The sequence below is a fragment of the Massilia niastensis DSM 21313 genome (assembly GCF_000382345.1).
Taxonomy (GTDB): domain Bacteria; phylum Pseudomonadota; class Gammaproteobacteria; order Burkholderiales; family Burkholderiaceae_D; genus Telluria; species Telluria niastensis.
On sequence record NZ_KB908083.1, the window covers coordinates 44,404 to 56,555 of the forward strand.

Annotated in this window: 15 protein-coding genes and 1 riboswitch; of the genes, 9 read left to right on the forward strand and 6 right to left on the reverse strand. The window is 67.4% G+C overall.

The window, feature by feature from the left end:
- Positions 1-33: 33 nt before the first annotated feature.
- From tolB to H162_RS0106435, 6 genes are all read right to left on the reverse strand, one after another.
- Positions 34-1,299 (reverse strand): Tol-Pal system beta propeller repeat protein TolB, encoded by a 1,266-nt coding sequence (gene tolB, locus H162_RS0106410; protein WP_026354304.1) that lies wholly within the window; start codon positions 1,297-1,299, stop codon positions 34-36.
- Between the two features lie 29 nt (positions 1,300-1,328).
- A complete protein-coding gene (tolA, locus tag H162_RS0106415; protein WP_020652628.1) occupies positions 1,329-2,339 on the reverse strand; it encodes a cell envelope integrity protein TolA in 1,011 nt (336 codons plus the stop codon).
- Positions 2,340-2,356: 17 nt separating this feature from the next.
- Complete coding sequence (locus tag H162_RS0106420) at positions 2,357-2,788, reverse strand: biopolymer transporter ExbD (RefSeq protein WP_020652629.1); 432 nt, start codon at positions 2,786-2,788, stop codon at positions 2,357-2,359.
- A gap of 13 nt (positions 2,789-2,801) precedes the next feature.
- A complete protein-coding gene (gene tolQ / locus H162_RS0106425) occupies positions 2,802-3,485 on the reverse strand; it encodes a protein TolQ (RefSeq protein ID WP_026354306.1) in 684 nt (227 codons plus the stop codon).
- A gap of 27 nt (positions 3,486-3,512) precedes the next feature.
- Positions 3,513-3,917 (reverse strand): tol-pal system-associated acyl-CoA thioesterase, encoded by a 405-nt coding sequence (gene ybgC / locus H162_RS0106430; protein ID WP_020652631.1) that lies wholly within the window; start codon positions 3,915-3,917, stop codon positions 3,513-3,515.
- 267 nt (positions 3,918-4,184) lie between these two features.
- Complete coding sequence (locus H162_RS0106435; RefSeq protein ID WP_020652632.1) at positions 4,185-4,931, reverse strand: SDR family oxidoreductase; 747 nt, start codon at positions 4,929-4,931, stop codon at positions 4,185-4,187.
- Positions 4,932-5,070: 139 nt separating this feature from the next.
- Positions 5,071-5,181, forward strand: a riboswitch (ZMP/ZTP riboswitch).
- Between the two features lie 99 nt (positions 5,182-5,280).
- Here H162_RS0106435 and glyA point away from each other — a divergent pair.
- The 9 genes from glyA (at position 5,281) to H162_RS0106480 (ending at position 12,142) form a co-directional block, all read left to right on the forward strand.
- Complete coding sequence (glyA, locus tag H162_RS0106440; RefSeq protein ID WP_020652633.1) at positions 5,281-6,528, forward strand: serine hydroxymethyltransferase; 1,248 nt, start codon at positions 5,281-5,283, stop codon at positions 6,526-6,528.
- Between the two features lie 49 nt (positions 6,529-6,577).
- Positions 6,578-7,036 (forward strand): transcriptional regulator NrdR, encoded by a 459-nt coding sequence (gene nrdR / locus H162_RS0106445; RefSeq protein ID WP_020652634.1) that lies wholly within the window; start codon positions 6,578-6,580, stop codon positions 7,034-7,036.
- A 188-nt stretch (positions 7,037-7,224) separates the two neighbouring features.
- On the forward strand, positions 7,225-7,749 hold the full coding sequence (gene pilV, locus H162_RS0106450; protein ID WP_020652635.1) for a type IV pilus modification protein PilV: 525 nt from the start codon (positions 7,225-7,227) through the stop codon (positions 7,747-7,749).
- On the forward strand, positions 7,746-8,678 hold the full coding sequence (locus H162_RS0106455; protein ID WP_020652636.1) for a PilW family protein: 933 nt from the start codon (positions 7,746-7,748) through the stop codon (positions 8,676-8,678). Before pilV ends, H162_RS0106455 begins: the two co-directional genes overlap by 4 nt.
- Before the next feature lie 7 nt (positions 8,679-8,685).
- Positions 8,686-9,360 carry a pilus assembly PilX family protein gene (locus H162_RS30250; protein WP_020652637.1) on the forward strand — a complete coding sequence of 225 codons (675 nt, stop codon included), beginning with the start codon at positions 8,686-8,688 and terminating at the stop codon, positions 9,358-9,360.
- Positions 9,357-9,809, forward strand: a complete 453-nt coding sequence (locus tag H162_RS0106465; RefSeq protein WP_026354307.1) for a type IV pilin protein — start codon at positions 9,357-9,359, stop codon at positions 9,807-9,809. Before H162_RS30250 ends, H162_RS0106465 begins: the two co-directional genes overlap by 4 nt.
- Positions 9,806-10,372 (forward strand): GspH/FimT family pseudopilin, encoded by a 567-nt coding sequence (locus H162_RS0106470; protein ID WP_020652639.1) that lies wholly within the window; start codon positions 9,806-9,808, stop codon positions 10,370-10,372. The genes H162_RS0106465 and H162_RS0106470 overlap by 4 nt, the downstream gene beginning before the upstream one ends.
- A 60-nt stretch (positions 10,373-10,432) precedes the next feature.
- Positions 10,433-11,509 (forward strand): bifunctional diaminohydroxyphosphoribosylaminopyrimidine deaminase/5-amino-6-(5-phosphoribosylamino)uracil reductase RibD, encoded by a 1,077-nt coding sequence (ribD, locus tag H162_RS0106475; RefSeq protein WP_211223688.1) that lies wholly within the window; start codon positions 10,433-10,435, stop codon positions 11,507-11,509.
- 6 nt (positions 11,510-11,515) lie between these two features.
- The gene (locus H162_RS0106480) at positions 11,516-12,142 is read left to right on the forward strand and encodes a riboflavin synthase (protein WP_020652641.1); all 627 of its coding nucleotides are present in this window, start codon (positions 11,516-11,518) and stop codon (positions 12,140-12,142) included.
- Positions 12,143-12,152: the final 10 nt, after the last annotated feature.

Below are 12,152 nucleotides of genomic sequence, written 5' to 3' on the forward strand. Positions count from 1 at the left end.
TTTTTCTCCTGTTCTGGTAAAGGTTTTACTTCATTACTTCATAAAGGGACCCCAGCTGGGCTCCCGAATGTTTCCCGCTTTGGTGGTTAAGCGTTGCTTGACCCGTCCATCCACCGAGACCACGGCCAGCGAGACTCGCCCGCCACCCTTGGTCGCATACATGATGTACTTGCCGTTAGGCGAAAAACTCGGTTCGGTGGCCCCATCGGCCAGGCGCAGCTCCTGGCCGCTGGCCAGGTCCATCGCATATAAGGAGTAACCGCCATCGCGCTGGGAGATCCAGGCCAGGGTCTTGCCGTCCGAGGAGACGCGCGGGCTGATGTTGTAATTTCCGTTGAAGGTCACGCGGGTGGGATTGCCGCCCGTCGCGCTCATCCGGTAAACCTGCGGACCGCCGCTGCGGTCGCTGGTGAAGTAAATGCTTTGACCGTCGGCCGAGAATTGTGGCTCGGTGTCGATCGCGTTGCTGTTGGTCAGGCGGCGCAGGCCGCTGCCATCCGAATTGACCGCATAGATCTCGGTATTGCCATCCTTGGACAGGGCCACGGCCAGGGTGCGGCCATCCGGCGACCAGGCCGGCGCCGAGTTGTTGCCCTTCTGGTTGGAGATCACGTTGCGGCGGCCGGTCATCAGGTCCTGCAGGTAGACCACCGGCTTGCGGTCTTCCATCGAGACGTAGGCGACCTTCAGGCCGTCCGGCGACCACGACGGCGAAATGATCGGCTCGCGGCCGCTCACCGCGATGATCTCGTTCTCGCCATCCGCGTCGGCCACCGCCAGGGTGTAGTTGCGGCCGGCGCGGTTTTCCTTCACGTAGGCGATGCGGGTCGAGAAGATGCCGCGCACGCCGGTCAGCTTCTCGTACACGTCGTCGGCGATGCGGTGAGCCTGCAGGCGGGTGTAGCGCGGCTGGACTTCGCCGCCCAGCTGCGAGATCTGGCCGCCCTTGACGGTGTCGTGCAGCTTGTAGCGCACCGCGATGCGGCCGTCCGGCTGGCGCGCCACGCTGCCCACCACCAGCGCATCGGCGCCGCGCGCCTTGAAGGCGGCGAGGTCGACGCTGGCGCTGTCGCTGATCACCTGGCCGGCGTCGATGACCTTGAACACGCCGCTGCGCTCGAGGTCGGCGCGGATGATGGCCGACACCTGGTCGGGCGCCACCGATTCGTCGGCGAAGGCCGCGACCGCGACCGGGATCTGGTTGCTGCCGACACCGGCGATCTCGACCTTCAGTTGGGCCTGGGTCGCAGTGCCCATCAGCAGGGATGCACTAAAGAGTAATAAGTGGAGTTTTTTCATAATAGTCGTCGGAATGAGATCGAATCGAATCAGTCGAGGTCTTTCATGGAGAAGTTGACTTCGAGGTTGCGCTCAACCGTACCATCTTTCTTCTTTGGCAGTGGGGACGCCTTGCGGATGCCATTTTCCACCGCACGGTCGAATTCCGGCACGCCGCTGCTCCTGGCCAGGCGCACCGACATGATTTCACCGGTCGGCAACTGGTCGACACGGAACACGGCCTTCGGGTTGCCCGGTTCGTCGAGGCTGCCGGCGTAGGTCGTATTGCTCTTGATCTTGGCGGTGATCTGGGCGACATAGCCGCTGTCGATCTTCGGCGCGGTCGATTTCTCGGCCGAGCCGCTGCTGCCCATGGCGCCGGCCATGCGCTTCAGGTCTTCCTGGCGGATCTTCGCGAGCGCGGCCGCTTCAGCCTTGGCCTTGGCCGCCTTGTCCGCCGCTTCCTTCTTCTTCTCGGCGGCGAGCTTGTCGGCCTCCTTCTTCTTCTCGGCGGCGGCGAGCTTCTCGGCTTCCTTCTTCTTCTCTTCGGCTTCCTTCTTGGCGGCCAGTTCCTTCGCCTTGCGGTCGACTTCTTCCTGCTTCTTCTTCTCGGCCAGGTCCTTGCGCTGCTCTTCCTCGCGCTCGCGCTTCTGCTTTTCGGCCAGCTCGCGCTTTTCCTGTTCCTTCTTCAGCAGTTCGGCCTTGCGCTGCTTCTCGCGCTCGAGGTTGATGTCCGGCGGCGCGGGCGTGACGGGACGCTCGACCGGCGGCGCTTCGGCCGGGCGTGGCGGCGGCGCCGGTTCCGGTTCCGGCTGCGGTTCCGGTTCCGGTTCCGGTTCGGGAGCCGGTTCGGGCGGCAGGGGAGGTGCGGCGGCGGTCTGGACCGACATGTCCCAGACTTCGGCTTCGACCGCGACCGGTTCGGTGTTCTGCCAGCTGATGCCGAAGTACAGGAAGGCCAGCAGGACGGCGTGCACGGCCACTGCCAGCAGGAAGGATGGCAGGGGCTTCGGTTCGGGCGGTACGTAGTAAGGGGTACCGGCGGCGTTGGCTGGCTTCATGGCTGACATGGGCGGCGTCACTTGGTGGCGAGCCCCACGCGGTTGATGCCCATCTTCTTCGCTTCCGAGATCAGCTGGATCACATCATCGTATTTGCTGTCGCGATCGCCCGCGATCAGGACCGGAAAGTCCGGGTTCTCTTCATGCAGGGCGCGCAGGCGCTGGAGCAGGGCGGAGCGGTCGGCCACGTCCTCGTCCGCGACCTTCTGCTTGCCGTACACGCCGATCGACAGCTTGTTCTCGGGCTGGATCGAGATCTGGATATAGGTGTCCGGCGGCAGCGCCGACTTCTCGGCGCGCGGCAGGTTGACCACGCTCGGCGCCTCGTTGGCCGGCACCGCCATGAAGATGATGAGCAGCACCAGCATCACGTCGATGTAGGGCACGACGTTGATCTCGGACTTGAATTTACGGCGGCGGTTGCCGCGCATGCTGCTGGAGAAGGCCATCCTGTCCCCCGTCTCAGCGCGCCTGGCGCTGCAGGATGTTCGAGAACTCTTCGACGAAGCTCTCGAAGCGGTTGGCCAGGCGGTCGATGTCGTGCGTGAAGCGGTTGTAGGCGACGACCGCGGGGATCGCGGCGAACAGGCCGATCGCGGTGGCGATCAGCGCTTCGGCGATGCCGGGAGCGACGATGGCCAGGGTGGCCTGCTGCACGCTGGCCAGGCCGCGGAAGGCGTTCATGATGCCCCAGACCGTGCCCAGCAGGCCGATGTAGGGCGAGACCGAGCCGACCGAGGCCAGGAAGTTCAGGTGGGTGTCGAGCATGTCGAGTTCGCGCTGGAAGGCGGCGCGCATCGCGCGCCGTGCGCCGTCGAGCACGGCGCCCATGTCGAGCGCGTCGCGCGACGCCTGCTTGCCCTTGATGAACTCGCCCATGCCGGCTTCGAAGATGCGGGCCAGCGGACCGCTCTGGTCGCGCTGGCTGCTGGCGCTCTGGTGCAGGGTGTGCAGGTTGCCGCCGGCCCAGAAGCTGCGTTCGAACTGTTCGGTCTGGCCGCGGGCGGCGCGGATCGCGAAGATCTTGCGGAAGATATAGGTCCAGCTTACGACCGACAGGGCCAGCAATAAGACCATGATCAGCTGCACGAGCACGTGGGCGTTACTGATCAGGTGGAGGAACGAAAGGTCTTGAGTTGGCGTCATCGGTAATAATTAACTATGTATGTATATTCAGGCGGCACGCATTTTAGCAGCCACATGTTCCGGCAGGGAACGGGGACGCATGGTGGAGGTGTCGACACAGCCCACTTTCACGCTGGCGCTGGTGAGCAGGACATCGCCGCACCAGGCTTCCTGGGAAAACTGGACCGATGCGCGGCCGAGCTTTTCCACGGTAGTACGGATCGTCAGTTCATCGTCCAGGCGCGCAGGCGCATGATAGTCCAGGGAGGCGCTCTTGACGACGAAGGCAGTACCGTCGGCGTCCAGCAGTTCCTGTTGCTGGATACCGGTGGCGCGCAGCCATTCGGTGCGCGCGCGTTCGAAGAATTTCAGGTAGTTGGCGTAAAAAACGATGCCGCCGGCGTCGGTGTCCTCGTAATAGACCCTGACTGACCAGTTGAAAACTGAAGGCATTTCCCCTGCCAATGAAATGAAAATAGGCAACATTTTACGCGAATTTTCCCTATTCAACGTGCGTTAGCGAACATTGAGTGGAAAAAGCCGGGCCTTGCCTTTTTGCCTCAGGCAAGGCGTGGTGCGCAGTAGTAAACGTGAAACATAGCAAGATGGCCAATGACTGTAACACTTTCTCACAATTGTAGAGCGCGCGTTACAAAAACAGTTCTTGCCATGCTGTACTAATCGACGGCTGCCAACCCGGCCGGGAAGGCAGCCCGCGCTTCAGCCGCGCTTGATGCTGAACGGCGAGAAACCCTGGCAGGTCGGCATCAGTTCGATCAGGTTGACGTTGACATGCGGCGGCAGGGTGGCGATCCAGTACGCGGTGTCGGCGATGTCCTTGGCCGTCAGCGGCTGCGTACCCTCGTAGACCTTGGCGGCCAGCGCGTCGTCGCCCTTGAAGCGCACGTTCGAGAATTCGGTGCCGCCGCACAGGCCGGGCGCCATGTTGGTCGCGCGCACGCCGGTGCCGACCAGGTCGGCGCGCAGGTTCAGCGTGAACTGCTCGACGAAGGCCTTGGTCGCGCCATACACGTTGCCGCCCGGGTAAGGGTAGTGGCCGGCGACCGAGCCGAGGTTGATCACCAGGCCGCTGCCGCGCGCCACCATGGCCGGCAGCACGGCGCGGGTCATGGTCACCAGGCCCTGGCAGTTGGTGGCGATCATGGTTTCCCAGTCTTCCAGCGGCACTTCATGGGCCGGAAGCGTATTCAGCGCCAGGCCGGCGTTGTTGATCAGGACGTCGATCTGGCGCCATTCCGGCGGCAGGGCGGCGAGCGCGGCGTCGATCGAGGCGCGGCTGGTGACGTCGAGGGTGATTGGCAGCGCGGCGTCGCCGAGTTCCCGGGCCAGGTGCTCGATGCGGTCGGTGCGGCGCGCGGCCAGCACCACGCGGTGCCCGTTGCGGGCGAAAACGCGCGCCATTTCGGCGCCGAAGCCGGCCGAGGCGCCGGTGATAAATACGATCATGGGACTGTCCTTGAGGGGGAATGAGCCCTGAAATTGTAGCCTAAATGACCATGGCCCTGCCGGCGTGGTCCAACTTGCAAGGACGACAGCAGTTTCCTTGCCCTAAGGGGCGGACTTCACATACAATCTGGGGTCTGTTTACGTCTCATGTAACTGGCGAAATGCCGCGAGCCTTCCTGGCGACGCGGCCAAGGTGGACACCCACCGGGGAACCTGAGACGTCATCTCGCCGTTCGCCTGGGCAGCCATCAACTGGACGCGTCGTCGCGCGGCTGCCCGTTTGCCTGCCGGCTCCCGCATTCGCATCGACGCTGCCCGTTGCCTGGATTACTATCGATTGGAGTTTCACATGTTTGCCAAAGACCATACGCTCGCCAATATCGACCCGGAACTGTGGGGTGCCATCCAGAAGGAAAACGTTCGCCAGCAAGACCACATCGAACTGATCGCTTCGGAAAACTATACCTCGCCGGCCGTGATGGAGGCGCAGGGTTCGCAGCTGACCAACAAGTACGCCGAAGGCTATCCGGGCAAGCGCTACTACGGCGGTTGCGAATACGTCGACGTCGCCGAGCAGCTGGCGATCGACCGCCTCAAGCAGATCTACGGCGCCGAAGCGGCCAACGTGCAGCCGAACTCGGGCTCGCAGGCCAACCAGGGCGTGTTCTTCGCGATGCTCAAGCCGGGCGACACCATCATGGGCATGTCGCTGGCCGAAGGCGGCCACCTGACCCACGGCATGGCGCTGAACATGTCGGGCAAGTGGTTCAACGTGGTCTCCTACGGCCTGACCCCGGAAGAAGACATCGACTATGAAGCGCTGGAGCGCCAGGCGAAGGAACACAAGCCGAAGCTGATCATCGCGGGCGCCTCGGCGTTCTCGCTGCGGATCGACTTCGAGCGCATCGCCAAGGTGGCCAAGGAAGTGGGCGCCTACTTCATGGTCGACATGGCCCACTACGCCGGCCTGATCGCCGCGGGCGAATACCCGAACCCGGTGCCGTACGCCGACTTCGTCACCTCGACCACCCACAAGTCGCTGCGCGGTCCGCGCGGCGGCATCATCCTGATGAAGGCCGAGCACGAGAAGGCCATCAACTCGGCGATCTTCCCGGGCATCCAGGGCGGTCCGCTGATGCACGTGATCGCTGCGAAAGCAGTCGCGTTCAAGGAAGCGCTGTCGCCGGAGTTCAAGGAATACCAGAAGCAGGTGGTCAAGAACGCCAAGGCGCTGGCCGAGACCCTGATCGCGCGCGGCCTGCGCATCGTGTCGGGACGCACCGAATCCCACGTGATGCTGGTCGACCTGCGTTCGAAGGGCCTGACCGGCAAGGAAGCGGAAGCCATCCTGGGCCAGGCACACATGACCTGCAACAAGAACGGCATCCCGAACGACCCGCAGAAGCCTTTCGTCACCTCCGGCATCCGCCTGGGCAGCCCGGCCTTCACCACCCGCGGCTTCAAGGAAGAAGATGCGGTCAAGGTGGGCAACCTGATCGCCGACGTGCTGGACAACCCGCACGACGCCGCGACCATCGAGCGCGTCAAGGCTGAAGTCAAGCAGCTGACCGACAAGTACCCGGTCTACGCAGCCTGATAGCGGCAAACCAGGGGCCGGATCTTCCGGCCCCATTGAACACAGCGCCATGAAATGTCCCTTCTGCCATCACGGAGACACCCAGGTCCTCGATACCCGCGTATCGGAGGAAGGGGATAGCATCCGGCGCCGGCGCCGCTGCACCAAGTGCGACAAGCGCTTCACGACCTACGAGCGGATCGAGCTGTCGATGCCGATCATCGTCAAGAAGAACGGCAGCCGCACCGAGTACGAATCGTCCAAGCTGCGCGGCAGCCTGATGCTGGCGCTGCGCAAGCGCCCGGTGGCGGCCGAAGCCATCGACAACGCGGTCGCCTCGATCGAGGAAAAGCTGCTCACCAGTGGCCGGCGCGAAGTCGACACCGGCCATGTGGGCGAACTGGTGATGCAGGAGCTCAAGCGCCTCGACAAGATCGCCTATATCCGCTTCGCTTCCGTCTACAAGAATTTCGAAGACCTGGACGAGTTCCAGGAAGCGCTGGCCGAAGTCGGCCACCAGCGCAAGTAGGGTGGGCAGGTTTTCTGCCCACGCGTTCAGCCGGCGCATGCGGCGCCAATAAGTTCCCGTTTTCCCGTTCCGACTCCTTGTGCCAGCTCCACTGCATGCATGCTCACGCCTGATAACTTCACAGCTCCTGGACACCGCGCCGCTGCCGCCTTCGCCCGGCCGGCGGCGCACCCACACGCGAGGCTCGCATGCATCGTCACGGCGGTTTCACCCTCATCGAAGTCCTGGTCGCCCTGTTCGTGCTCGCCGTCGGCATCGTCGGCGCCGGCGCGACCCAGCTCGCCGCCCAGCGCACGCGCCAGCAGTCGGCGCTGATGTCCGAGGCGGCCCAGCTGGGTGCATCGCTGGCCGCGCGCATGCGCGTCAACGCCGTGCTCGCCAAACTGCCCGACGGCGCCAATCCCTACCTGGGCCTGGAGTACGACGCGGCCGCCGACGGTCCGCCCGGAGCGGGCCGCGCCGGCTGCTTCGGCGCCGGCGCCTGTCCCCCGGCGGAACTGGCGGAGTTCGACCTGCACGAGATTCGGCAGGCGCTGCACGCGCAGTTTCCGGGCGGGCGCATCGCCGTGTGCCGCGACGGCGCACCCTGGGACGAGGCGGCCGGGCGCTACCGCTGGCGCTGTTCCGGCGAGACGGAGGCGCCGGTCGTGATCAAGCTCGGCTGGCTGGGGGCCGGCGACGCCCCGGCCTTCGTCGCGATGGTGGCGCAATGAGGGCGCCCGGACTGCGCCAGGCCGGCCTGGGCATCGCCGAGCTGATGGTGGCGATGGCGCTCGGGCTGGTGGCGCTGCTGGCGGCCGGTACGCTGTTCATCGGCGTCAACCGCTCCTACGCCGCGCAGGTGGAGGCGGCCGCGATGGACGAGGCCGGCCGCTACGCGCTCGACGCGGTGGCGCGCGCGCTGCGCCAGGCGGCGCATGTCGACCTGGCGCGCAATCCCTCCCCCGACCCCGCGGCGCCGGCGCGGATCGCCGGCCTCGACGCCCGGACGGTCGCGCGCAGCGGCGCCGGGATGCAGCCGGCGCCCACGGGCGAGGTGAATGGCAGCGATGTGCTGGCGCTGCGCTTTCCGGGCAGCGGCGCGCCGCCGCGCGGCGATGGCGGCACCGTGGATTGCGCCGGCTTCCCGGTGCACGAGGACGAGGAGGGCTGGAGCATTTTCCATGTCGCCCGCAATGCCCAGGGCGAGGCCGAGCTGCGCTGCAAGTACCGGGGAAACAGCAACTGGTCGGCCGACGCGGTGGCGGGCGGCGTCGACGGCTTCCAGCTGCTGTACGGACTCGATGCCGACGCCGACGGGGCGCCCGAGCGCTACGTCAACGCGGGCGCGCTGGCGGCGCTCGACGCGGGGCTGGTCCTGAACGGCGCCACGCCCGCCGAGCGCGAGCAGGACCTGCGCAGGCGCACCCACTGGAAGCGGGTGGCGGCGGTGCGGATCGCGCTGCTGCTGCGCGGGCCGAAGGCCGAGGGGCTGGTCTCGATGGACAGGTCCTACGACCTGTTCGGGCCGGAGCATGGCGCGTCGCAGGGCGCGCTCGACCCCGGCACCCGGCTGGGCGAAGCGGCGCTGGCCGGCCGCGACGGAAGCCGCATGCGCAAGGTGTACGCCACCACGGTGGCGCTGCCGGTGGCGCCACAGTGAGGCGGCCATGGACATGCGGCATGACTTCCCGATGACACGGCGCCGGCAGGGCGGTGTCGCCCTGCTGACGGCGCTGGTGCTGATGCTGGCCGTCCTGATGACCGGCATCGCCGCCGCCCGCACGGCGCTGCAGGGTGCGCGCGCCGCGGAAAGCGAGCGCGACCGCCTGCTGGCGCTGCAGATGGCCGAGGCGGGGCTGGCCGACGCCGAAGCCGACATCGAAGGCGGCGCGGCGCCGGCCTCGGCGCGCAGCGCGGCGCTCGCCTCGGGCGACCCGGCGGCCTTCGCGGATGGCTGCGCGGGCGGCAGGCCCTACGACGGACTGTGCCGGCCAGCAGCCGGGCTGGCGCGGCAGGCGGAGCTGCTGGCCGACCCGGACGGACCGGCCGTGCGCTTCGGCGCCTACACCGGCCGCCGCATGCCCGAGGGCGAGGGCGGGCTGCCGGCGGCGCCGCCGCGCTACCTGATCGAACTGATGCCGCCAGGCGGCCCAGGCCACCTGTACCGGATCACCGCCCTCGGCAGCGGCAGCACGGAGCATGCCCAGGTGGCCCTGCAGGCGTTCTACCGCAAGCCGGCGGAGGCCGGGGCAGCGGGCAGGCGGATCGGCTGGCGCGAGCTCGGCAACTGGGCCGCACTCGGCGGCACGGGTGCGCCGCCGGGCGGGGAAGGGCGGCGATGAACGGCCGGCGCACGGGCTTTACTTTGGTCGAGCTGATGATCGTGCTGGCGATCCTGGGCATCCTCGGGGCGCTCGCCTATCCCTCGTATGCGCGCCAGGTGGTGCAGGCGCGCCGCATCGAAGCCCAGCTGGCGCTGGTCGACACCATGCAGCGCCAGGAGCAGTACCGCACGCTGCACCATACCTATGTGGCTTTCTCGTCCACGGCGGGCGCCGCGGGCGCGCGCCAGTTCCGCTGGTGGATCGGACGCACGCCCGCGGCCAGCGCCTACGAGATCGACGCCTATGCCTGCCCGGGGCGCGACATCCGGGAGTGCGTCGAGCTGCGCGCGCGGCCGGGCACGGAGAATGTCGATGCGGGCTTTTCCGACCCCGAGTGCGGCGCCTTGACCGTCAACAGCGCAGGCGAGCAGGGGGCCGGCGGCAGCTCGGCGCGCTGCTGGCCATGAGCCGCGCGCGCGGCGGCTTTTCGCTGACCGAACTGGTGGTCGTGCTGGCCATCGGCGCGACCCTGGCGACGGTGGCCGCGCCCAACCTGCGCGACCTGGTGCGCGGACAACAGCTGCGCTCGGCTGCCGGCGACCTGTTCGGCGCCATCGCCTTCACCCGGGCGCAGGCGATCGCGCGCAACCGGTTGGTGCTGCTGGCGCCGAACGACGGCGCGGGCCTGGACTGGACGCGCGGCTGGACGGTGTTCGTCGACCACGACGGCGACCGCGATCCCGGCCCGGACGACGAGGTGCTGGCGGTGCGCCCCGCCTTGCCGGACGGGATGCGGGTCGGCTATTCCTTTACGAGCCCAGCACCGCCGCAATACATCGCCTACAATGGCGCTGGGCGCAGCTGCAGCGATCCCAACAGCGCCGCCTCCCGGCTGGGCACGCTCTCGCTCTTCCATGGCAAGCAGATCCGGCGTATTAAAATCAACATGCTGGGGCGTGCGCGCATGTGCAATCCGGCAAACGATCGCGGCTGCGACGGGGCCTCCGCACCGGACAGCGGTGCGCCCTGAGCCGATGGAAACAACAACGTGACGAAGGACAGCGTGCAGATTCTCAGCGATACCGACGGCATGGCGCTTGCCCTGGAATGGGCCGCCAGGGGCATGTACATCACCGCGCCGAACCCGCGCATCGGCTGCGTGATCGTGCGCGACGGCGTCGTGATCGGCGCCGGCCATACCCAGCCGGCCGGACAGGCCCACGCCGAGATCCAGGCCATGCGCGACGCCCAGGCGCGCGGCAACGACGTGCGCGGCGCGACCGCCTACGTGACCCTGGAGCCGTGCAGCCACCATGGCCGCACGCCGCCATGCTCGAACGCGCTGGTGCAGGCCGGGCTGGGGCGGGTGGTGGCCGCGATGGTCGACCCGAACCCGCTGGTGGCCGGGCGCGGCCTGGCGCAGCTCGAAGCGGCCGGGATCGCGGTCAGCGCCGGCGTGCTGGCCGAGCAGGCGCACGAACTGAACATCGGGTTTTTCTCGCGCATGCGCCGCGGCCTGCCCTGGGTGCGCCTGAAGGTGGCGGCCAGCCTCGATGGCGCGACCGCGCTCGAGAATGGCGAAAGCCAGTGGATCACCGGTCCCGAGGCGCGCGCCGACGGCCATGCTTGGCGCGCGCGCGCCAGCGCGATCGTGACCGGCATCGGCACCGTCAAGGCGGACGACCCGCAGCTCAACGTGCGCGGCATCGACACGCCCTTGCAGCCGCGCCGCGTGATCGTCGACAGCCGGCTCGAGATCGGTCTCGACGCGCGCATCCTGCAGGGCGAGCCGTGCTGGATCGTGGCGGCCGCGCCGCACCCCGGGAAAGAAGCCGCGCTGCGCGCCGCCGGGCACGAAGTGATCCAGCTGCCGAACCGGTCCGGCAAGGTCGACCTGCCGGCCCTGATGCGCGAACTGGGACGGCGCGAGATCAACGAAGTGCATGTCGAGGCCGGTTCGAAGCTGAACGCATCGCTGGTGCGCGAGGGCTGCGTCGACGAGTTGCTGGTGTACCTGGCGCCGAGCCTGATCGGGCCGGGGCAGGGCATGTTCGCGCTGCCGCCGCTGGCAAGGCTGGCCGACCAGCGCGCCTTGCGCTTTCATGACGTGGCGCGGGTCGGTGCCGACCTGCGCATCCTGGCAAGATTTACCAACCCTGAGGAATAAGGCTGTATGTTTACTGGAATCGTCGCCGCAGTCGGCAAGATCTCTTCTGTCACCCCCCTGGCGGGCGGCCTGGACGCGGGCGTGCGCCTGGCGATCGATGCCGGCGCGCTGCCGCTGGCGGACGTGGCCCTGGGCGACTCGATCGCCATCAACGGCGCCTGCATGACCGTGGTCGAAAAAGGCGCGGCCAGCTTCGCGGTGGACGTCTCGCGCGAGAGCCTGAACCGTACCGTGGGCCTGGAGCAGCCGGGCGAAGTCAACCTGGAAAAGGCCCTGACCCTGGCCGAGCGCCTGGGCGGCCACCTGGTGTCCGGCCACGTGGACGGGCTGGGCGTGGTGCACAGCTTCGAGCCGGTGGGCGAGTCGCGCGAACTGGTGATCGACGCGCCGCACGAGCTGGCCAAGTTCCTGGCCTATAAGGGCTCGGTGGTGGTCAACGGCGTGTCGCTGACCGTGAACCGGGTCGAGGACCTCGAGGCCGATGGCGGCAAGGTCTGCCGTTTCTCGATCAACCTGATCCCGCACACGATCGAGGTGACCACCCTCAAGCACCTGCGGGCGGGGTCGAAGGTGAACCTGGAGATCGACCTGATCGCGCGCTACGTCGAGCGCATGCTGTCCGCCAAGGGCTGAGCGGGACCGC